We start from the raw sequence: 20,510 nt of genomic DNA, 5'->3' as shown, positions 1-20,510 counted from the left end.
TCAGAAGTTGTAGAAATCCGCGAACAAAGGCGAACGCTTCACTTCTTCGGAATCATTTCACCCTTTTGCCCGACCCGCATTCTTTTTAGTATTAGCAAGTACTGAGCGCATCCCCGAAGGGGACAGCGCCTCCTGGCACGTAAATACACTGAAACGCAGTTACTGCTCATTCGCTTTTTAACTAACTAATCTTTGCACCAACAGTAAGCGATTCCCGAAGGGACAGCGCCTAGTTGATTGTAAGTAACTCTGATATCCCAGCATAGTGGCAGCTTTCGCCCTCGCAGGAGCGCTGAAGCAGAGCGTGCCCGTCAGGGCGACAAGCGGCTTGATCCGCCTATCTGACCCGGGTGCGCCGTAAGCAGTAGTGATGAGCAGCACGGTTTACCAGGTCACCCGGGTGCTCCAAAGTAAGACGTACCCGAAGGGGGAAAAGCGTTCTCAGCACACAGCCCAAGCGCATCCCCGCAGGGGACAGCGGCAGGAGCGCTTCTGTCACTCCAACGTTCCCGCAGTTTGCGGGAGTCCAGAGGGCAGCAGGCCCTTGGAGCCCTCCCTTACGGTAAGGGAGGGTTTGGGAGGGTTGAGAAAATCATGATGCGCACGACTCGCACTCCTCAATCGTCAATGCCCGGCTGCGGACGTAATACGTCGATTTCAAACCGGCTTTCCAGGCATGCAGGTGCAGGGACAGGAATTCCGTGGCCTTGATGTCCGGCCGCACGTACAGGTTGAAGCTTTGTCCCTGGTCCACGTGGCGCTGGCGGGCGCCCGCCATGTCGATCGACCAGTGCTGATCGATCAGGAAGGCCGTCTTATAGTACCAGATCGTTTTTTCGGACAGATCCGGCGCCGGGTTGGCGATTTTGTACGTTGTTTTCTCTTCATAGGAGAGAAGCTCATACAGCGGATCGATGCTGGCGGTGGAGCCGGCGATAATCGAGGTCGAACCGTTTGGCGCGATCGCGAACATCCAAGCGTTGCGGACGCCGTTTTTGGCGACTTCCTTTTGCAGTTCTCGCCACTGTTCCGCGGTTACGAACTTGCCTTCGCGGGAGCCGTCGGTATAGCCGCGAAGCTCAAAGTAATGACCGGTTTCCCAATCGGAGCCGGCAAACTTCGGATAGCGGCCTTTTTCCTTGGCCAGCTCCATGCTGGAACGGACAAGCAGGTAATTGATTTTTTCATACAAAGCATCGTTATAAGCGACGGCTTCTTCCGATTCCCAGCGGATGCCTTCCAGCGCCAGCAGATGGTGCAGCCCAAAGGTGCCCAGCCCGATGGCCCGGTATTGGCTGTTGGTGTACTGCGCTTGCAGCACTTCGATATTATTGATGTCGATCACGTTGTCGAGCATCCGAGTCTGGATCGGCACCAGCCGCTCCAGGACGCCGGCCGGCACAGCGCGGGCCAGGTGGATCGAGTTCAAATTGCAGACGACGAAGTCGCCGGGGATTTTGGAAACGACGATCCGGGTCTGTCCGTCCTTAGTCACCAGTTCTTCTTGTTCAACAACGGTCGGGGACTGGTTTTGCATGATTTCGGTGCACAGGTTGGACGAGTAAACCATGCCATTCGCCCGGTTTGGGTTGGCCCGGTTAACTGTGTCGCGGTAAAACATATAAGGCGTACCCGTCTCTAGCTGCGATTTCATGATCCGTTTCATGATGTCAATTGCCGGCATCGTGATGCGGGACAGAGTTGGGTGGTTCACCGCCTCCTGATATTTCTCGCGGAAGTTGCCCTTGCCGAATTCTTCGTCGTAAAAATCCTCCAGCCCCAGCGCGCGGCCGTTTTCGTCTTTCCAGCCCATCGTTTTCTTCACTTCGTGCGGACAGAACAGGTTCCATTCGCCGCGTGTGTCGACCGCCTCCATGAACAAGTCCGGAAGACATACGCCGTGGAACACGTCATGGGCGCGCATCCGTTCGTCGCCGTTGTTCAGCTTCAGGTCGAGGAAGGCGAGAATATCTTTATGAAAAACGTCCAGGTAAACGGCGATTGCGCCTTTGCGCGTGCCGAGCTGATCGACGCTGACGGCGGTATTGTTCAGTTGGCGAATCCAGGGGATGACGCCGGAACTGGTGTTTTTGTGGCCGCGGATATCCGAACCGCGGGCGCGGACTTTGCCGAGGTAGACGCCGATGCCGCCGCCCATTTTGCTCAATCGCGCCACATCGGTGTTGGAATCGAAGATTCCCTCAAGCGAATCGTCCACCGTGTCGATGAAGCAGCTGGAGAGCTGTCCGGCGACCTTTTTACCGGCATTGGACATCGTTGGCGTCGCGGCGGTCATGTAGATGTTGCTCATCGCCCAGTACGCTTCCTTAACGAGCTCTAGCCGTCTGTCTTCCGGTTCCTTGTGCATCAGGTACATGGCGATAACCATGTAACGCTCCTGCGGCAGCTCCATCGTCCGGCCGTCAAAATCGGTCGCGAGATAACGCTCGGCCAAAGTCAAAAGCCCGATGTAATCGAACAGCAAGTCGCAGGAAGGATCTAACGTCCGGCCCAGCTCTTCGATTTGCTCTTTCGTGTAGGCTTCAAGCAGCTCTTCCCGGTAAATGCCCAGCTTCACCAGATCGGAGATCAGATGGTAAAACGAACCGTAGGGTTCTTCGGGGTAAGCTTTGTAACGGCGGTTTACGGCCGCTTTTTTGTATAAGGAGGTGAGCAGGGAGCGGGCGGCGGCGAATTTCCAATCCGGTTCTTCCTTCGTTACAAGCTCCAGAGCGGACATTGTGAAGGCGCTGCTGATTTCGTCGCCCGTCACTGCGTCGCGCCGCAGCTTGCCGCTTACGCCGCGCAGAAGGCGCTCTTTATCAAGCTTATTTAAACCCTCCAGAATGCGGTCGGCGTAAACGCCGAGGCGCTCAAGATCGAAGGCTAGTTGGCGGTTGTTTGGTTTGGTCACAAGTGTTGGCATGATAATTCCTCGCTTTCCTGGAGTGGGGTTGTGCGAAATGTCACAACATTGTCACAAAAATTTAATTCTCAAATTGTAGATAAGGGGTGAAAAAAAGGGGTGCTTAAATAAGCACACGCCTCGCTGAATAAATTAGTGTGATAAATATTACAGGATATTAATTATACTAGAATCCGGCAGAATTGAAACCGGAAATCTAGAATGAAAAAGCCGGCTCCCACAGAATCGATGTATCTGCTCTAAGGCTGGATTGTATGTCTATCAGCCGCTGGTTGGAGCTGCCGCGATAGCGCAGGGAGGGGTCGCGTTTCTCTAGTATGAAACGACCGTCCACAAGCACTTCGCAGCGGCGGAGCAGCTCGTATTCCGGGGAGTCCGGACGGGCAACCAGTTCTTCATAGGTATATCCGCTGTAGATCCAAATGGATATCGGCCCCGTCTCGGCTACCAGCCGGTCGATGAACGTGCAGACCTCGGCAGCCGAGAAGAAGGGGTCCCCGCCGAGAATCGTAAGTCCGCTCAGCAGGGGATTATTTTTAATATCACGAATGATTTCGGCTTCCCGCTCCGGGGTAAATAGGTCGCCGTGATTGAAATTCCATGTCTCCGGGCTGAAGCAGCCCTTGCAGTAATGCCGGCAGCCGCTGATGAAAATAGCGGCCCTGAGGCCTTCGCCTTCATTGATCGTTTCGGGATAATAGCCGCAAATATTCATGCGTCATGTTTAACCCGGTCGCGGACTTCCGCTTGCTTGGCCGCGTTGAAGCGGGTTTGGAAATCCCCGGTCAGATACCCGGTTACCCGGCGGAGACGGCGGATATGAACCTCGTTTTCGCTTTTGCCGCAAGAAGGGCAATTCGCCCCGATGATGCCTTCATATCCGCAAGCGGAGCAGCGGTCAATCGGGTGGTTGATGCTGAAATAGCTGACTTGCTGTTTAAGAGCGTATTGAACGATTTTCAGGAATGCCGCAGGGTTGCTCCGGGCATTGCCGTTGAGTTCAATATACGAGATCGCCCCGGCGTTGCACAGATCGTGGAACTTCGCTTCCAGCTCGATTTTTCTCGCCGCGCTGATGTCGTAATACACCGGAACGTGAAAAGAATTGGTATAGTATTCGCGGTCGACCACTTCCGGTACGGTACCGTAGGTGACCTTGTCGCGTTTGGTAAATTTCCCGGACAAGCCTTCCGCCGGTGTGGCGAAAAGCGTAATGTTCAAATTGCAGCGTTCGCTTTGGCGATCGCAATAAGCGCGCATGAAAGAGATCAGCTCCAAGGCTTTTTCGTATACCGTTTCGTCTTCGGCATGATGTTTGCCGTACATCGCCTTCATGCATTCCGCCAGCCCGATGAATCCGATGGACAAGCTGCCATGTTTCAGAAGATCCCGAACCGGCTCGTCAGGAGCGAGATATTCGCCGCCTTCCCATACGCCCTCGCGCATCATGAAATCGGAGGCTTTGGCTTTTTGGGAAGATTGGATTTCAAAGCGGTGGAGCAGTCCTTCGAGAGCAATATCCATATAATGCTCAAGCTCGTGGTAGAAGCCGCGTTCATCGGCTTTCTTTCGGCGTCCCAGCGCAATGCCGTGTTCCAGTCCTAGTTTGACCAGATTCAACGTGTTGAACGACAGATTGCCTTTGCCGGATAAATGATTGCGGCCAAACCGGTCGGCCAGCACCCGGGTGCGGCAGCCCATTGTGGCGAACTCCGTATCCGGATCGGCCGGATCGTAATACTGCAGATTCAGCGGCGCGTCCAGATTGGCGAAGTTCGGATACAGCCGTTTGGCCGAACATTCCGCCGCTTTCAGGAATAGCGGATAGTTGGGTTCGCCCGGATTTTGGTTGGTACCCTGTTTGCATTTAAAGATTTGAATCGGGAAAATCGGCGTTTCTCCGCTGCCAAGTCCGCGCATCGTCGCGTTCAGCAGGGAGCTGATGACTAATTGTCCTTCCGGCGAAGTGCAGGTTCCGTAGTTGATGCTGGTGAACGGAATTTGCCCGCCGGCCCGGCTCGACATCGTGTTCAGATTGTGAATGAGGCTTTCCGAGGCCTGCATGGTTTCGCTTTCGGTTTCTTTTAAAGCGTATTTGAACGTTTTCGGGAAACGCTCCCGGAGGTCGCCGCGGCTCATCGCAATGTCTCCGTAATCTCCAGCGGATTCTCCTTCCTCAAAATACTCCAGACCTTTCAGGAAATACTTGCGGAACGACTTGCCCACATAAGGAGCCAGGTCGAAATCCAGCTTGTTGGCGGATACTCCTCCGTATTGGGAGTTCTGCTGGGATTGAAAAATAATTGCGACGAGCGCCATCGCCGTCATGATCGAGGTGGGCGGACGCACGCTGCCGTTGCCAGTGTTAAAGCCTTCCCGCAGCAATTTCTCGAAAGGGATAAAAATGCAGTTGGTCGTGCCGATCGCATATTGATCAAGATCATGGACATAGAGAATGTTGTCGCGGATCGCCTGAACCACCCGTTTCGGCATGACAAAATGATTCGCATACCATTTGGCATATTCGCTGCCGAATTTGCTCATTTTGCCGGAGAAGCTCTCACCGTTCAAATTGGCGTTTTCCCGCAAAACCTCGAGATTACGGCTGTGAACGATCTCCTCGCCTAATTGAATGACTTCATCCAGCATTTCATCTTGGTCAGTATATACTTGGTTCAACAATGCCATAACAAAGTTCTCCTCCCCAAAAACTAAGCATTGACTGCATATAAAAAGCATCTCCAACCCGACAAGGCTGAAAATGCCCGAATGCGCTACAATGGAACTTAAAACATTCACGTTATATCGTGAAACTTATGTATAAGCAGCAAGCGGACACCTCTCCTGTTCCTCGCAGGATCATATACAGCGGTGTCGTCAAATAGGCAGGTCTCCTGGCTTACGGTATATCCGCCGGCGCCTTCCCGTATTTGCCCTATCACAATATACAGTGGCATGAATGTCGGCGAACCGCTATTGGCTTCTCCCAGTTGAGAGCGTCACCAAAGCTACCGTTTACAGTGGCGGGACCGCAGCGGAATTGCACCGCACTTCCCTTTTAAGGTCCGGAGGACTAGGTCTTCCGAATCACCTATTTATACTATATTTGGTTGTCATGTTCTAAGATTAACTCAATATGTTGTGTTTGTAAACGGTGGATTTATAGAATCGATTGCTGATAAAAGAGGGCTGATCCCCCAATCGCTAGTCCCGTGAGGGACACGGGAGTTTGTGAACTTTTTATGGGCGATGATGGGATTTTTTCCAGTGGAGATTAAATGGTTTATAATAAAGGGATGAAGGGTTTGACCCAATATCTAGTAATCTTAGAAGTGACAAACCATGAAAAGAGGGGATTAAGATGGCCATTGCAGAAGTGACGGTGATTCCGATCGGAACGGGGAGCACCAGCCTTAGCGCTTATGTTGCGGATTTGCAGCGGGTTTTGGAGCAGCAGGAGGGAGTAGTTTGCACGCTGACCTCGATGGGCACCATCATCGAAGGGGCACTGGACGACGTGTTTGCCGCCATACGGGCGATTCACGAAGCGCCGTTCCAGTCCGGCGCCCAGCGGGTGTCCACGTCGATCAAAATCGACGACCGCCGCGACAAAGCCGGCTCTTCGGAGCAGAAGCTGCGCTCGGTGCGGGAGAAGCTTTAGGCTCCCCCGCCGCCGAAGCGGCGTGAAAAAGGGATGGAGAGCGTCCGCATTCCGGAAATTTACGCTTGCTTTATTTTTCAAAAGCGGTATAATAAATTTTGTTTCACGCTAAAAACAGATGTGCTGGTGTAGCTCAGCTGGTAGAGCAACGCATTCGTAATGCGTAGGTCGGGGGTTCGAATCCCTTCACCAGCATCCTAAAAGCAAGCAAAACGCGCCTTCCGAGGTTTTCGGAAGGCGCGTTTTTTTGTGCAGTAAGTTTAAACTTCTAACATCCTTCTAACCCTGGTTCATTTGACGAAAATTACTCTTCCCATTTGGAATGAAGGACATGATGGCAAAAGTTAGGTCGCTTATATCCCGGAAGAAGCATTTCGCACACGTCGGCGTTAATCGTGCCGTATGTCGTTTCCGGTTTATGCTTGAAGCCTTCCAAGAAGGCATGTAAGATGTCGTGTTTGAACCGGTTGCGAGGAAAAGCCTCGACGATTTGCTGCCGCGCTTCTGCTGAGATGAGATCAAAGTTCTTTCCAACGACATCATAACCGACGCCAAAATTCATAAGCGCCACTTCGGTTTCCTTATATTCGACGATTCCGATGGTTGTATGCAGGGCAACCGCATCCCATACAAGCCGAATGGAATCTTCCGGAATACCGCGACTTTTAAGAAAATCGCGGGCAGCATTAGCCCCGTCGACCTCAAAGCGTTTGTCCGTGCTTCGGAATGCGGGAGTAAGGCCGATGTCGTGGAACAGCGAACTGATATACAGCAATTCGGAATCGTATTTCATTTGATTCAGCTTACCCCTTAAAGCTGCGAACAGAAATACACGGTTCGAGTGGTTCCACAGAAGGTCGTCACCATGCTCACGCAATAATTCAGCTGCTTCAAGAGCTAGTTTACTATCCGGAATCTTTATATCAACGATTAAATTCGTCATCGACAACTTTCCCCTTTGTCATTTTATTGCAAAATTTGAGGCTGCTTCTTCGGCTTCTTTATATGCTTTCTGCAAGACTTCATTTTTATCTAATATAGAGGTTCCTTGAACCCGAAGTATTTCATAATCTTCAATACCAAGAAAATGAAACATCGACTTCAAGTACTTATGGGAGTATTCGACTTCGGTATACCAGTCATTATTGGTATAAATTGCCCCGCTTCCTTGGATTACAATCATACTGCGTCCATCCTTAAGAAGACCAACCGATCCGGTTTCGGTGTACTTGAATGTTTCCCTTGCAATCATAATATTATCCATATAATCTTTTAATTTCGACGAGATGTTAAAGTTATGCAATGGGTATGCAATTACATATTTGCGCGCGCTTTTGAACTGTTGCAATATCTTGTTCATATGCCCGGTTATTTTTAGCTCTTCGCTCGTTAATTCTTCTCCATTTTTTTGTTTTTCCCAGGCGGTTAAAACCGTTTGGTCCACCATGGGTATAACGTCATTGTATAAGTTAATGTGTTCAATGACCTCGTCATTAGAATGACGCTCTTTATAGATTTTCAAAAAGTAATTTAAAACATTTAGACTGAATGAAGAAGTAGAATCCACTTCCGGGTGTGCATTAATGACTAGCAGTTTGCTCATTGGATGATTCCTCCACTTTGTTTTTAGTTTGTACATCAAAGAAGACAACTGAAGGAACATATTTGTGACAAAGATCAATAAAAATTTAGGATTGCCCTTCGAACAAACGGACAGCGCCTTGAAGTTTGTCCGGATTCATCATGACATATACACGAGAAATAGCTGAACCGTCAGGATTAAAAGCAAGGGAGTAAACGGCGAAAGGCTTGCCGTCAAACATCACCATAAAACTGTCATGGCCGTTAACGACCACCTTCTTAAAAGTCCCCTCCCGGAGATAGTTAGAAATGGAATAGGTCAGCAAAGCCTGTACGCGATCCCGGCCAAAAATCGGGTTAATGGCAGCTCTTACTTTGCCGCCGCCGTCTGTAAGCAAGATGGCGTCTTCACTCAGTAATTCAACAATGGCTGTGATATCTCCAGCGCGAAAAGCCGCGCTGAACGATGCGCTAAGTGCCTGCAATTCAGGTTTTAATGGCGAAATCGGTACCCCCGCGTCGCTTATCTTAGTGCCCAGCTTGCGCTTTCCTCGACTAAACAACTGTCGACAGTTAACCTCAGTTTTACCGATCCATTCTCCAATTTCCTCGAAAGTAAAGTCGAGTGTTTCCCTCAGTACAAAGACGGCTCTTTCCATCGGCGTCAGTCGCTGCATCACGACCAGATAGGCGTAGGCGATGTCATCCTTTAGGCCAAACGCCTCCTCGGGATTACCTTCTGCCGCAGTTACGATCGGCTCAGGCAGCCACGGGCCGATATAAGTGGTTTTTGCCTTGCGCGATGATTTGAGCTCGTTCAGGCAGCGATTGGTGACAAGTTTACAAAGATAAGCTTTTATATTAGTGACTTCACCAGTATTCTGCTGTTGTAATGCTACAAACACGTCCTGAACGATATCTTCGGCGTCCTGAGACGATCCGAGCATCCTGTAGGCGATAGAGAAAAGCAACGTGCGATATTGGTCATAAAGGGCTTGATAATCAAACATTTCGTCTAGCTCCAATCGTTCAAGGTTTAGAAGCTCTTGTTTAAAGCGATTAGTATCGCACGACTGAGAATAACATGATTCAATATAAGATTCCCAATTTTACCATGATTATTTGATTCCATGAATCCTGTCGCTTTCTAGGTGTTGCGGGATTTGAAGCTCAAGAAAAACTTTCAACGGATCAACACATAATTTATCATATCGCCGGCGAAATCCGTAAAATTCTGGTTCTTGCTTTTTTGATGAGCTTTAAACCCAATACTTTCGTACATCCGTTGAGCAGGAATTAAGGCATCGTTCGTAGATACCATGATTTTTCTTACGTCATTTTGCATGATTCTATCGACCGCTTCTTGAAGTTGTATTTTGCCATAACGATGGCCTTTATGTTTTGAAGCAATACAATTATGACCAATTTCCGCATACTCTGGCATATTTCTTGGATCCCATGAGACAAACCCGATGGCTTCGTCATGTAGAGTCGTGACAAACCCATATTTATCTGCTATTTCCAAATTGTCAAAGAAAAAGTTATCAAAAGCTCGCCAATCAGAATTACAGCTCTTTACGAATCTATAATCAAATGAATAAGCATCTATCAATAATTCATAGAGCTTCCCGCGATTAAAGTCACTCACTTTATTGAATTTTATGCTCATATCCTATTAACCTCCATAGAATCAGGATCTATCGGTAGATTCATCAGCTTTGTTTAGCTCTCCCCATTGAGACATAAGATTAAGGATTGGAATTAGTGTTTTGCCTTTTTCGGTCAAGGAATACTCCACTTTCGGGGGAATTTGATTATATTGTTCCCTATGAATGATATTACTTTCTTCCAGCTCTTTCAGCAAAAAGTTAAATGGCTTATATAAACTGCAGTGAAAAGTTCCCCTAACCAAAAGCAATCTAAATATCTTAAACAAAACGCGGCTTCCAAGGTTTTCGGAAGCCGCGTTTTTGTGTGTAGAATGTACAAACTATTTTTCCGCTTTAGAGGTGATTTAGACAGCATTTTCCCTGGAAGCTAAGTGGTTCATGTTTTGGGTGGCTCTAAAATTAGTGTTTAATTTCATAGTCTCGATGAATTCAGCTACTGCACTGGTCAACAAGGAATCCTTACGTCTAATAAAGTAGGTTCTTGCTATACAATATTTCTCTGGTACCGGAAATGATTTTATGAGACCGCTTTTTTCATGTTCTTTAATGTAAGACTCAGGAACACAAGACGCACCAAGACCCGCTTTGACTCCCTCTACGATTGAACCTAGAGTATTGAATTCCATATATCGTATATTGCCAACGCCCTCTGATTTAAGCCAGCTTTCAAGCTGGTTTCTGTAAAGGCATCCTTCGCTGTTTAATAAAAAAGGTTTAGAATACAGTTCCTTGATACTGTCAAACTCTGGGCTGGAAATAATCGCTAACTTTTCATCGTTAGCAAGTTCTATGGCAATATTCTCATCGATCAATGTTCCTGAATTTACAAATGCGCCATCTAATTGAAAATGCTTTACCTTGTAGATCAGCTCATCTGATTGACTTGTTAGGAGAGACAAATCAACCTTTGGATAAGACTTATGATATTGAGCTAATACCTTAGGAAGTTTTCCGGAAGACATGGTATGGATAGCTCCGATGGCGAGGCTCCCGGTTGGTTCTACAGAATCATCGAGTGCCTTTGTCGCTTCCTCCATTAGATGAATCACTTTTTCAGCATAAGAAAGCAATTTTTCGCCTGTTGGAGTTAATACCATCCCGCGTTGTCTATAGAATAACTGAGTTTTAAGCTCTGTTTCTAACTGTTGAATTCTCGCCGTTACATTAGATTGGACATACCCCAGGTCTTGAGCCGCCTTTGTAATACTGCCTGTTCGAGCAACGGTTCTAAAAATTCTCAATTCATTCATTTCCATAAGTCTTCCCCCCTTACAACATAATATCATTATATATGAATTAACGATTCACATACAATCATTTTACATGATATATATTTTCCTGTAAATTAAACTCCGTAGAAGGAATTAATTTGAGCCGGGCAAATTAATGAATATACGCTTCGAGGCCTACATCATTCTGCGAAAAGGAGAATTTACATGGAGAGTTCACATTCACACCCACACAAATGGAGCATTCTGCTTGTGGCTACATTAGCTACATTTATCAGTAACCTTGATGCTTCTATTGTAATTATTGGGTTACCTCAGATCATGCGGGGTCTTAGCCTTACAATGACTTCTGGGCTGCTAGTTATCACAGCCTATATAATTGCAAACACCGTATTAATATTACCTGCCGGAAAATGGGCAGATACAATAGGCACAAAGCCTATTTTCATTTTAGGTATTACCATTTTCACGATTAGCACAATTTTATGCGGAATATCAAACTCTGGAATCTCGTTGATCATTTACAGGGTAATCCAAGGAGCAGGTGCAGCACTAGCTTCCGCATCTGGAACCCCTTCTATTATAAGGGCATTTCCAAGTAAGCAGCTCGGTCTGGCTTTAGGTATTAATGCTACCTCGTTTATCATTGGAGCCGTCGCCGGACCTGTAGTTGGTGGAGTTTTGATCAGTCAATTTGGCTGGAGATCGCTTTTCTTTGTCACTTTGCCATTTTTGATATTATGTGCAATTGGCGCTTTTATAGTGATGGAAAAAAACTCGAATCATATCAAAGCAAGCACAGACTGGGCGGGAATAGTGACCTTTGCTCTTGGACTGGTAGGAGTAATGGTTTTACTCTCGGAAGGTCAAACATGGGGATGGACATCTATATCAACAATCGCCTTATTTATAGCCTCAATTGTAATGTGGATCATATTTATAGCGATTGAGCTACACGCAAAAGAGCCCTTATTGAACTTTAGCCTACTCACAAATAAAAACTTTATCGTGGGTTTATTCATTAATTTAGGATATTGCGTTGCTTATTTTTCATTGCCGCTATTGTTAAGTGTATATTTGCAGAGTGCCCTTCAACTAACACCTATAAAAGCTGCTCTCATCATGATTTCTCTGTCAGTACCTCATCTTATTTTGGGAGCGTTAGGGGGTAAGCTTGCAGATCATTTTGGAGCCTTACGTACATTCGTGTTTAGTGTTTCACTCGCTATTATTGGTCTATTTATACTTGGAGCGAATATCAAAACATCTCTCTCTCTGCCTGGAGTAGTAATACCGTTACTCATAATTTCGGTAGCAGCTAGTGCAGCTTATCCATCATTGTCTAAAATTGCGCTATCGGCAGCGCCAAAATCACAAGCCGGTTCTGCGTCAGGTATGTTCTTTACTGTTCAAAATATTTCAAAAGCAGTAAGTCAAACCTTGGTCATTTTGTTTTTGGAAGCCAGCATACCGGCTGCAGTTATCACTAAAGCCATAGTAGGAATTGGAGATTCGACCAACCTGCAAATCAAAGACAGATTGATTGAATCGTTAGGCTTTACATTTAGAATTTTTAATATTTCCTTTGGGATTGCTTTAATACTTGGATTATTTCTTATTTTACATGCAAAATCGAAATCGAAATCAGAAGAACGTATTGATGTGCCTAGTTTAGAAGTAGAGTAATTATTCAACTAAAAATTTGAACATTAGGAGAGATTAATCATGGCAGTAAAAGTAGCAATTAATGGTTTTGGACGTATCGGCCGGCTTGCATTCAGACAGATGTTCGGAGCAGAAGGTTATGAGATCGTAGCAATCAACGACTTAACAGATGCTAAAATGTTAGCTTACTTATTAAAATACGATTCCACACAGGGTAGATATGCAAAAGCTGATACGGTAGAAGCAAAGGAGGATTCAATCGTAGTTGATGGTCATGAAATCCAGATTTATGCAGAGAAGAATCCTGCTGCTTTGCCTTGGGGTAAGCTTGGCGTTGACGTAGTACTTGAGTGCACAGGCTTCTTTGCATCCAAAGCGAAATCACAGGCACATATTGATGCAGGAGCAAAGAAAGTTGTTATCTCTGCTCCGGCTGGTAACGATCTTCCTACCATTGTATTCAGCGTAAACGAGAAAACATTAAAAGCCAGTGATACAATTATTTCCGCAGCTTCTTGTACAACAAACTGCTTAGCTCCTATGGCATATACATTAAATAATTTAGTTCCGATCGAAAAAGGTTTCATGACTACCATTCATGCTTACACTACCGCTCAGATGACATTAGACGGTCCTCACAGCAAAGGTGACTTAAGAAGATCACGTGCTGCAGCTGTTAATATTGTTCCTAACTCCACAGGGGCTGCTAAAGCCATCGGTCTTGTTATTCCTGAGTTAAGCGGCAAGCTGGATGGCGCTGCACAGAGAGTTCCTGTTCCTACAGGTTCTTTAACTGAATTAGCAGCAGTCGTTAACGGTAAGGTCACCAAGGATGAAGTGAATGCAGCTATGAAAGCAGCAGGTTCTGCTTCCTTCGGTTATACAGAGGATGAGATCGTATCTTCCGATATCATCGGTATTACTTACGGCTCCTTATTCGATGCAACTCAGACAAAGATCTTGGACATGGAAAACGGCAAGTCCTTAGTTAAGGTTGTTTCCTGGTATGACAATGAGAATTCATTTACCAGCCAGATGGTTAGAACAATCAAATACTTTGCTGAATTGGTTTAATTGAATTGAATAATCCATCGTGGATCCGGTCCCAGACGACCGGATCTTTTTCTACTCAATAGGAAGAAGAGCAGACCCAAATCAAATAAACCACCTTCTTTCAAGAAGGTGGTTTATCGACCTAGCGTCTACGTTCATTTTAATCTAAATCTTAGGGTTGTCCTTACAATCTTATTCCTGCCACGTCACTGGTTTATCGACTAGGACGGCATCCGTTCTCCACCATTGGCGGAGACTACCTGCCTGTACTTGAACTACAACGAAATACAAATCGCCAGTACCGTTATTGCGAATGGTGCGTTCGCCTTCAGGGGCAACGCGAACCGTCGTACCTTCCTTGACATCAAAAATTTGTCCATCCACCTGGAACTGTCCTTGGCCGCCAATGAAGACGTATAACTCCTCATTTTCTCGATGTGCGTGAAACGGGAAAGTTCCTCCCTCCGGAATATGGTTCAGTGAAGCCTCCATACCGGTTAGTCCGAGCTTGTCCTTCAGAAAAAACTTACCGTTATGGTCATTCGACAGACTGCTAAAAGAACCTGCTTCCACAACGCTGAAATTACTTCCGTTCATTTGTATACATCCTTTCAAATGTAGTTTATCACTAATTACTGACCAACAATCTTAGTATAACGCCTGTACTTGCGAAATGCAAGTACAGGCGTTATCTATAATCGCCACTTTGATCGCCACTTGCAAGTTGCACGTACGGAGAGTATAATCATGCTCATGAAAAAGCGAACTTCCTCTGATTGTCCTGTCGTATATTCACTTGATATTTTCGGTGATCCATGGAGCCTAGTCATACTTCGCGACGTTTTAATCCATAACAAGCGGCATTATCGTGAGTTTCTTGCTTCAGATGAGCGGATCGCAACCAATATTTTGAGTGCACGGCTCCAATCCCTCGTTGAAGCAGGCCTGCTCATCAAGATAGAAGGCGAAACAAACCGCGCACAAACGATGTACAAACCAACACAAAAGGCCCTTGAACTGCTTCCGACCCTCATTGACATTATTCGCTGGGGCCATAAATACAACCCCAATAGCGATACGAGCAACTCGACCATTCAGAAACTTAATGAGCTGGAGCAGCGCCTTCAGCAAAATTTTGACGATATTACACCTTGATTCAATGGCATGACGCTTAAAGACAGATAAAGCGCGACTTCCGAGGGGGTCGGGAGTCGCGTTTTTCTCCGTTCCTGAAATCAAAAACAGCCTCGACCGGGATCTTTTCCCGAACCGAGACTGTTTTTTTGTTGTTTTATTCATCGCGAATTAGACGGTTTGTTTGTATAGCTTCAATAGGAATTTGAAACATGGGTATCCTTTCGTTGGTGTTCTTCACGCTTAAAAAAAGTTTTCAGCTTAAATGAACAAAAGCGTCTGCCTTGAAGTCTTTTCTTTATATGGACCAGGAGGGGGCGGAAGCAGGTTTACGCCCTGTAATGGAAGCAGAGTAGTTGTGTAATTATAAGCAAAGACTACATGGAAGAGGAGAGATTTCATGGATACATTAACTGCGTGGCTTGAGCAATACGGATACGGAATTATATTTATAGCTCTATTCCTTGAAATGCTCGCTTTGCCTCTTCCCGGGGAAATGATGATGAGCTATACGGGGCTGCTCGTTTTTGAAGGAAAGATGAGTTTGCCGCTTAGCCTCCTTTTCGCAAGCGCCGGGGTGACGGCGGGCATAACGCTCTCTTACTGGATCGGCTACCGGCTTGGCCAGCCATTTGTTCAGAAGTATGGACATCGCGTGCATTTGGGAGAAAATCAGCTTGCTAAAATGAACACTTGGTTTGATAAATTCGGGAACAAGCTGTTGTTTTTCGCTTATTTTATACCTGGGGTCAGACATATAGCGGGATACTTCAGCGGCATAAGCCGTATGCCCTTTCCTAAATATGCGAAATATGGCTATTCGGGAGGTGTTTTTTGGGTCACCGTGTTCATTTTGCTCGGCAGAGTTCTGGGACCCAAATGGGAGGTTTATCACCGGGCGGTGAACCGTTATATGTTGATCTTTGGGCTTGCATCCGCCTTGTTGATCCTGATGATATACGTTTTTAAAAAGTATAGACAGCGCCTGCTTGTCTTTCTTTGGGATCTTCTTGCCAAAGGCGTGCGCCATTTTAAATCGTTTGGCAAGCTCAGATTCCTGGTGCTGTTTTCGTTTACCGCTTTTGTGATCTTCGTATCTTTGATGCTCGGATTGATTCAGGATTTCCTGGCGCATGAATTTGACCAATTCGACGAGGTTGCCTCGTACATCGTGCTTTCTATATTTGGGCCGCAGTGGCATCATCCCATGATGCGATTTTCCCAATTGGGCTCTTTCTACCTTTATGGGCCTTTGTTATCTATTACCGCGATTTGGATCGTCATATATGCTCACGAGAAGCTGCTGGAGATCTCTTTCTTGTTTTGGGTCGTTATTGGCGGGGAGGGACTGGATGAAGGCTTGAGGCTGCTTTTCCATCGACCGGGGCCGGTTTCCACAGGAATTCAATTCCTTAACACCTTTCCTAGTGAGGAAACTTTGACTTCGTTCATCGTTTGCGGATTCTCCGCGTTTTTGATTTTGAGACATTACAGCAATAGTTGGATCCGGATATCAACGATTGCGGCAGCCGTTTTGGTGTGCCTTCTGGTTGGAGTGAGCCGGATTTATTTCAAAGTGCAATTCCCCAGCGATGTGGTCGCCGGTTATGTCTTCGGCGGTGTTTGGATCAGTTTAAACGTCATCCTGCTTGAGGTTCTGAGGAAGCTTCGAACCAGTGGAACCATTCAGGCGTAAGGAGGTAGATTGTGTTGGTTGATAATCCTAAAGTGTTAATTCTTTATTCAACATACGGAGACGGGCATTTGCAAGTAACAAGAGCTTTGCAGAATCAACTGCAGCAGAAAGGGATAACCCGGATTGCAACCAAGGATTTGATGGCAGAGTCCCATCCGCTGCTAAACGCGGCGGTTCGGTTCGCTTATTTGAAAAGTATGGTTTATTATCCGCGGCTCTATGGTTGGTGTTACGACTTGACGAATCGAGTAGGGATATGGCGGTGGGTTCATAAGGTAGGTGCCAGAAAGCTTCGGCAGATCATTAACGAGGAGCAGCCCGATGCCGTTATCCATACCTTTCCGATGCTCGTGATGTCACAGTTGCGCCAGGGTACAAGCACTTATATTCCGACTTTTACGGTCGTTACGGATTTTGTATTTCACAGGCAATGGGTTCACCCCGAAACCGACCTTTATTTTGTCGCGAACGAGGAGTTGAAAGAAAAGATGGTTAGAAGCGGTCTCCGGGAGAATCAGATCATGGTTAGCGGTATTCCTATCCGCGAGTCTTTTCATAAACCGATTAATCAGGAGGATGTCTATGACCGCTACGGACTTCGGGCCGATCAACAACATGTGCTCGTCATGGCCGGAGCATCCGGTGTACTCTCCGATCTCAAGAAAATAGTCGAAGCCTTGCTGACTATTGAAGATGCGGTTATCCTCATCGTTTGCGGCAGAAATCGAGCCGTAAGGAGAAAGATGGAGTCGTTGTTCCCGGATCTGCCGAACGTTCGGATATTCGGTTTTGTCGAGCAGGTGCAAGAGATGATGGCTGTATCATCTTGTATCGTAACGAAAGCGGGCGGAATCACTCTTTCGGAATCGCTGTCGATGGGATTGCCTGCCGTTATTTATCGGCCTCTGCCGGGGCAAGAGAAAGAGAATGCCGAATTCCTTGCGGATAAAGGAGCGGCGTTAATTGCCAATAGTACGAATGATTTGAAAGTAGGCGTCGAGCAAGTGTTTCGGAACCAGCGCCGGGGATTCCCGAATGGAGAACGCCCGTCATGGAATGAATCCAGTGCAGGAGAAGCCGTAATTGAGGAAGTTCTAAAATTTATTGAACAACGCTTGGTACGTCAATGGGATATGCCGGAGGTTGGGATAAAAAGGAGGCCTCGGTCCCATGGGGTTTAAAAGCACGCTATTCAGAAATGCAATCATTTTATTCTTACTGGAATTTGTACGCAGCGCATTTTTGATTTCTTTTTACCCCGCATATGGAGTCAAGGATTTAGGTCTTTCGTTATCGGTGATCGGGGCGGCCATTTCCGTTCATTATTTGGCGGATAATTTGTTCAAATCTTTGATCGGATACCTCATAGATAAGCTTTCGGTTCGGCTGATCGTGAACGCAGGATTATTTCTTGCCTTGATTGGGATGCTCATCATAGTCAGCGCCCACAACTTGTGGATGTTGTTATTGGCTTCCTCATTGCTTGGAATCGGAGGGTCGCCGCTGTGGATCGTTTGCCTTAGCCAGATTGAAGAGGACAAACAGGCTTCACAAATGGGTGTTATTTATATTTTTTGGTTATTGGGACTTGGGTTCGGTCCGGTCGTTATTAATTTTCTTATTGGCTTTAGCTACAAGGCTTCTTTCGCTTTGCTCGTTATTTTATGGGTTCTGGGCTGGACGCTGGCATGGGGAATGGATCGGGGGCAGATTTCTCCCATTAACGCCATCCCGTTAAAAACACAGCTATTATTATTGAAGAGAAAAATGAAAAACATGAGCTTTCTTATCCCCGGCATGGTGCTTCAAACAACCGCCGCCGGAATGCTTATACCGGTCTTATCCGGTTATGCCACGGGTCCCATGGGGCTCAGCCCGTCCGAATATTCCTTCGTATTGATCGCAGGCGGAACACTTGCGGTATTACTGTTGATTCCGATGGGGAAATTATCCGATGAGCAGGGAAGCAAATGGATTCTTGTTTGCGGCTGCGGGATATTTGCCTTAGCGCTGTATTCGATTACTTCCGTATCTTCGTTTAAGGTTGCCCTGGTTGTTTCCGGTCTGCTGGGCATTTCTTACGCGGCGATCCTGCCTTCGTGGAATTCGTTGCTGGCCAGACATGTTCCGGAGGATCAAAAGGGATTGTCTTGGGGGCTATTTTCGACTATTGAAGGAGTAGGGATCATTATCGGACCTTTGATTGGGGGATGGGTAGCGACTCATTACGGTGATACCGCAGTTTTTACAGGCAGTTCCATGATTTTTCTTATCATGTGCGCCATCTATCTTTTTAAACCGGCCGAACGATTGGAGAAGTCGTTCAAACATTGATTTTAAACGATTTGAGGAGGATACTGTCATTGCATTCCAATTTATATAACTTTCCGTTAACCGCTGCACTGCTGTCCATCGTTTTGGCCCAGATCATCAAAGTTCCTCTGTATTTGCTGACCCACAATACCTGGAATTACAAAATAGGCTTTAGTACGGGCGGCATGCCCAGCTCCCATTCGGCGGCGGTTTGCTCTTTAACGGCAGCCATCGGTATAGATGAAGGAATTTCGTCCGCCTCTTTTGCCATAGCCGTTATCGTAAGCGCCATTACAATGTTCGATGCGGCAGGAATTCGGAGACACGCGGGTATTCACGCATCCATCATTAACCGTTTGGTGAAGGAAGCTTCCGTGGCTGGAGGGGTGAAACCCGCAAAGGCATTGAAGGAGTTGCTCGGCCACCAGCCGATCGAAGTGATAGCCGGCGCTTTTTTCGGAACGATAGTCAGCATTCTTCTGCATTATTTGTGGTAATGACGCGAGTATGATATATGACATGTGAAGAAGCTTCCTCTTCGGCAGGAGTTGACGCAAGTGGTAAACGATGAGCTTTATCAGATCATTCATAAAGCCAAAAGCGGCAATCAAGACGCGTTTACCGAGCTAGTCCGTCGTTATAAAAGCCAGGTATTCCGTTATGCCGTTGTTATGCTAAGCAATCAAATGGATGCGGAGGACGTTTCTCAAGAGGCTTTCGTAAAGGCATTTTATTCATTATCCAATCTGGAAAACGAATATGCATTCTCCTCGTGGCTGATCACGATTGTATCCAATTTATGCAGGGACCGCCTGAAAAAAAGGGCAAAAGAGCAGGTTTTTATGAATGAAGCCAAGGAGACATGGATCGATAAAACGTTCTTCGATCCCTTGGAAAAACTGTCTATTGAAGAAGGCCTAGGCAAACTCTCCGTCGAGCATCGGGAAGTTCTTCTGCTGCATGATGTGCAGGGCTTTAGATATGAAGAAATGGCCAGTATGCTGAGCGTTCCCGTCGGAACGGTGAAATCTCGGTTATTTGCGGCAAGAATGGCGCTCCGCAAAGAAATGACAAAGGAGGGACAGGAATGACCTGCCAAATGGAAGATCAGCTGTCGGCTTATATGGACGATGAATTAAACGAGGAGGAAAGACGGCGGGTTGAGGCTCATCTTGAGAGCTGCGAGCCTTGTCGGATTCTTTTGGAAGAGCTGCGGATTTTGCAAAATCGTGTTTTTCATGTCTTTGAAGCCATTCAAGCACCGGCTGATATGGAAATCCGGGTGATTCAGGCCCTGGCCGAAAATCCGGTAACTGCCGCCCCTTGGAAAGGCCGGTTGTACTTCTCCGTTGGATTTCTTCTGGCACTCGGATCACTTTGGTATTTATCAGGCGTTTTCTTCGGAAGAATCATTCATGCTTTCTTTAAACTTTCGATCGTTTTGGTTTACGCGGCTTCGCATTTCATCTCGGGTCTGCCTGTTTTATCCGGAATGACGGTTGTATTGTCGATGCTTGTTATTTCGGCGTCTGTTTATTCTCTGAAACGACTGCTTCAAACCTCGACAAGCTGAAAGGGTTGA

20 protein-coding genes, 1 tRNA gene and 1 riboswitch are annotated in these 20,510 nt (G+C 46.7%); of the genes, 11 read left to right on the top strand and 10 right to left on the bottom strand.

The annotated features are described in order from the left end of the window. Nucleotides 1-592: 592 nt before the first annotated feature. The 3 genes from ACI48K_RS16315 to ACI48K_RS16305 form a co-directional block, all read right to left on the bottom strand. Entirely contained in the window at nucleotides 593-2,926 is a 2,334-nt protein-coding gene (locus ACI48K_RS16315) for a ribonucleoside-diphosphate reductase subunit alpha (protein WP_475028674.1), read from the bottom strand. A gap of 196 nt (nucleotides 2,927-3,122) precedes the next feature. Continuing rightward, nucleotides 3,123-3,641 (bottom strand): anaerobic ribonucleoside-triphosphate reductase activating protein, encoded by a 519-nt coding sequence (nrdG, locus tag ACI48K_RS16310; protein ID WP_475028673.1) that lies wholly within the window; start codon nucleotides 3,639-3,641, stop codon nucleotides 3,123-3,125. Then, nucleotides 3,638-5,614: an anaerobic ribonucleoside triphosphate reductase gene (locus ACI48K_RS16305; protein WP_475028672.1), complete on the bottom strand. Its 1,977-nt coding sequence runs from the start codon at nucleotides 5,612-5,614 to the stop codon at nucleotides 3,638-3,640. The genes nrdG and ACI48K_RS16305 overlap by 4 nt, the downstream gene beginning before the upstream one ends. Before the next feature lie 179 nt (nucleotides 5,615-5,793). Beyond that, a riboswitch (cobalamin riboswitch) is annotated at nucleotides 5,794-6,036 on the bottom strand. Between the two features lie 251 nt (nucleotides 6,037-6,287). Here ACI48K_RS16305 and ACI48K_RS16300 point away from each other — a divergent pair. After that, complete coding sequence (locus tag ACI48K_RS16300) at nucleotides 6,288-6,587, top strand: MTH1187 family thiamine-binding protein (protein WP_475028671.1); 300 nt, start codon at nucleotides 6,288-6,290, stop codon at nucleotides 6,585-6,587. Between the two features lie 122 nt (nucleotides 6,588-6,709). Continuing rightward, a tRNA-Thr gene (locus ACI48K_RS16295) sits at nucleotides 6,710-6,782 on the top strand. Between the two features lie 109 nt (nucleotides 6,783-6,891). Here ACI48K_RS16295 and ACI48K_RS16290 read toward each other — a convergent pair. The 6 genes from ACI48K_RS16290 to ACI48K_RS16265 all read right to left on the bottom strand — a co-directional run bounded on the left by ACI48K_RS16290 (nucleotide 6,892) and on the right by ACI48K_RS16265 (nucleotide 11,094). Next, nucleotides 6,892-7,530, bottom strand: a complete 639-nt coding sequence (locus ACI48K_RS16290) for an HD domain-containing protein (RefSeq protein ID WP_475028670.1) — start codon at nucleotides 7,528-7,530, stop codon at nucleotides 6,892-6,894. 18 nt (nucleotides 7,531-7,548) lie between these two features. Next, nucleotides 7,549-8,190, bottom strand: a complete 642-nt coding sequence (locus ACI48K_RS16285) for an FMN-dependent NADH-azoreductase (protein ID WP_475028669.1) — start codon at nucleotides 8,188-8,190, stop codon at nucleotides 7,549-7,551. An 85-nt stretch (nucleotides 8,191-8,275) separates the two neighbouring features. After that, nucleotides 8,276-9,178: an RNA polymerase sigma factor SigJ gene (gene sigJ / locus ACI48K_RS16280; RefSeq protein ID WP_475028668.1), complete on the bottom strand. Its 903-nt coding sequence runs from the start codon at nucleotides 9,176-9,178 to the stop codon at nucleotides 8,276-8,278. Nucleotides 9,179-9,351: 173 nt separating this feature from the next. Next, the gene (locus ACI48K_RS16275; protein WP_475028667.1) at nucleotides 9,352-9,837 is read right to left on the bottom strand and encodes a GNAT family N-acetyltransferase; all 486 of its coding nucleotides are present in this window, start codon (nucleotides 9,835-9,837) and stop codon (nucleotides 9,352-9,354) included. A 21-nt stretch (nucleotides 9,838-9,858) separates the two neighbouring features. Then, a complete protein-coding gene (locus ACI48K_RS16270) occupies nucleotides 9,859-10,032 on the bottom strand; it encodes a winged helix-turn-helix transcriptional regulator (protein ID WP_475028691.1) in 174 nt (57 codons plus the stop codon). Between the two features lie 150 nt (nucleotides 10,033-10,182). Then, a complete protein-coding gene (locus ACI48K_RS16265) occupies nucleotides 10,183-11,094 on the bottom strand; it encodes a LysR family transcriptional regulator (protein ID WP_475028666.1) in 912 nt (303 codons plus the stop codon). 180 nt (nucleotides 11,095-11,274) lie between these two features. On the opposite strand from ACI48K_RS16265, the gene ACI48K_RS16260 reads away from it, so the two are divergent. Beyond that, complete coding sequence (locus ACI48K_RS16260) at nucleotides 11,275-12,753, top strand: MFS transporter (RefSeq protein ID WP_475028665.1); 1,479 nt, start codon at nucleotides 11,275-11,277, stop codon at nucleotides 12,751-12,753. A gap of 39 nt (nucleotides 12,754-12,792) precedes the next feature. After that, nucleotides 12,793-13,806 carry a type I glyceraldehyde-3-phosphate dehydrogenase gene (gene gap / locus ACI48K_RS16255; protein WP_475028664.1) on the top strand — a complete coding sequence of 338 codons (1,014 nt, stop codon included), beginning with the start codon at nucleotides 12,793-12,795 and terminating at the stop codon, nucleotides 13,804-13,806. 171 nt (nucleotides 13,807-13,977) lie between these two features. Here the strand turns inward: gap and ACI48K_RS16250 are convergent, their stop codons facing one another. Continuing rightward, nucleotides 13,978-14,382, bottom strand: coding sequence for a cupin domain-containing protein (locus tag ACI48K_RS16250; protein WP_475028663.1), 405 nt, complete (start codon nucleotides 14,380-14,382; stop codon nucleotides 13,978-13,980). A 150-nt stretch (nucleotides 14,383-14,532) separates the two neighbouring features. On the opposite strand from ACI48K_RS16250, the gene ACI48K_RS16245 reads away from it, so the two are divergent. The 7 genes from ACI48K_RS16245 (at nucleotide 14,533) to ACI48K_RS16215 (ending at nucleotide 20,501) form a co-directional block, all read left to right on the top strand. Next, the gene (locus tag ACI48K_RS16245; protein ID WP_475028662.1) at nucleotides 14,533-14,940 is read left to right on the top strand and encodes a winged helix-turn-helix transcriptional regulator; all 408 of its coding nucleotides are present in this window, start codon (nucleotides 14,533-14,535) and stop codon (nucleotides 14,938-14,940) included. 379 nt (nucleotides 14,941-15,319) lie between these two features. Beyond that, on the top strand, nucleotides 15,320-16,615 hold the full coding sequence (locus ACI48K_RS16240; RefSeq protein WP_475028661.1) for a bifunctional DedA family/phosphatase PAP2 family protein: 1,296 nt from the start codon (nucleotides 15,320-15,322) through the stop codon (nucleotides 16,613-16,615). A 68-nt stretch (nucleotides 16,616-16,683) separates the two neighbouring features. Beyond that, nucleotides 16,684-17,796, top strand: a complete 1,113-nt coding sequence (locus ACI48K_RS16235) for an MGDG synthase family glycosyltransferase (protein ID WP_475028660.1) — start codon at nucleotides 16,684-16,686, stop codon at nucleotides 17,794-17,796. Then, complete coding sequence (locus tag ACI48K_RS16230; RefSeq protein WP_475028659.1) at nucleotides 17,786-18,949, top strand: MFS transporter; 1,164 nt, start codon at nucleotides 17,786-17,788, stop codon at nucleotides 18,947-18,949. Before ACI48K_RS16235 ends, ACI48K_RS16230 begins: the two co-directional genes overlap by 11 nt. 29 nt (nucleotides 18,950-18,978) lie before the next feature. Beyond that, nucleotides 18,979-19,425, top strand: coding sequence for a divergent PAP2 family protein (locus ACI48K_RS16225; RefSeq protein WP_475028658.1), 447 nt, complete (start codon nucleotides 18,979-18,981; stop codon nucleotides 19,423-19,425). 60 nt (nucleotides 19,426-19,485) lie between these two features. Further along, a complete protein-coding gene (locus ACI48K_RS16220; protein WP_475028657.1) occupies nucleotides 19,486-20,019 on the top strand; it encodes an RNA polymerase sigma factor in 534 nt (177 codons plus the stop codon). Further along, a complete protein-coding gene (locus tag ACI48K_RS16215; protein ID WP_475028656.1) occupies nucleotides 20,016-20,501 on the top strand; it encodes an anti-sigma factor family protein in 486 nt (161 codons plus the stop codon). The genes ACI48K_RS16220 and ACI48K_RS16215 overlap by 4 nt, the downstream gene beginning before the upstream one ends. The last annotated feature ends 9 nt before the right edge of the window (nucleotides 20,502-20,510 follow it).

The sequence above is a fragment of the Paenibacillus terrisolis genome (genome assembly GCF_056171975.1).
This window is presented reverse-complemented; position numbering and strand designations above follow the sequence as displayed.

What these genes read in the sequence shown, in the direction of transcription:
- ACI48K_RS16275 (WP_475028667.1), bottom strand. Translation starts at nt 9,837, where the DNA reads ATGAGCATAAAATTCAATAAAGTGAGTGACTTTAATCGCGGGAAGCTC.
- sigJ (WP_475028668.1), bottom strand. Translation starts at nt 9,178, where the DNA reads ATGTTTGATTATCAAGCCCTTTATGACCAATATCGCACGTTGCTTTTC.
- ACI48K_RS16230 (WP_475028659.1), top strand. Translation starts at nt 17,786, where the DNA reads ATGGGGTTTAAAAGCACGCTATTCAGAAATGCAATCATTTTATTCTTA.
- ACI48K_RS16290 (WP_475028670.1), bottom strand. Translation starts at nt 7,530, where the DNA reads ATGACGAATTTAATCGTTGATATAAAGATTCCGGATAGTAAACTAGCT.
- ACI48K_RS16285 (WP_475028669.1), bottom strand. Translation starts at nt 8,190, where the DNA reads ATGAGCAAACTGCTAGTCATTAATGCACACCCGGAAGTGGATTCTACT.
- ACI48K_RS16250 (WP_475028663.1), bottom strand. Translation starts at nt 14,382, where the DNA reads ATGAACGGAAGTAATTTCAGCGTTGTGGAAGCAGGTTCTTTTAGCAGT.
- gap (WP_475028664.1), top strand. Translation starts at nt 12,793, where the DNA reads ATGGCAGTAAAAGTAGCAATTAATGGTTTTGGACGTATCGGCCGGCTT.
- nrdG (WP_475028673.1), bottom strand. Translation starts at nt 3,641, where the DNA reads ATGAATATTTGCGGCTATTATCCCGAAACGATCAATGAAGGCGAAGGC.
- ACI48K_RS16300 (WP_475028671.1), top strand. Translation starts at nt 6,288, where the DNA reads ATGGCCATTGCAGAAGTGACGGTGATTCCGATCGGAACGGGGAGCACC.
- ACI48K_RS16260 (WP_475028665.1), top strand. Translation starts at nt 11,275, where the DNA reads ATGGAGAGTTCACATTCACACCCACACAAATGGAGCATTCTGCTTGTG.
- ACI48K_RS16245 (WP_475028662.1), top strand. Translation starts at nt 14,533, where the DNA reads ATGCTCATGAAAAAGCGAACTTCCTCTGATTGTCCTGTCGTATATTCA.
- ACI48K_RS16315 (WP_475028674.1), bottom strand. Translation starts at nt 2,926, where the DNA reads ATGCCAACACTTGTGACCAAACCAAACAACCGCCAACTAGCCTTCGAT.
- ACI48K_RS16265 (WP_475028666.1), bottom strand. Translation starts at nt 11,094, where the DNA reads ATGGAAATGAATGAATTGAGAATTTTTAGAACCGTTGCTCGAACAGGC.
- ACI48K_RS16305 (WP_475028672.1), bottom strand. Translation starts at nt 5,614, where the DNA reads ATGGCATTGTTGAACCAAGTATATACTGACCAAGATGAAATGCTGGAT.
- ACI48K_RS16215 (WP_475028656.1), top strand. Translation starts at nt 20,016, where the DNA reads ATGACCTGCCAAATGGAAGATCAGCTGTCGGCTTATATGGACGATGAA.
- ACI48K_RS16240 (WP_475028661.1), top strand. Translation starts at nt 15,320, where the DNA reads ATGGATACATTAACTGCGTGGCTTGAGCAATACGGATACGGAATTATA.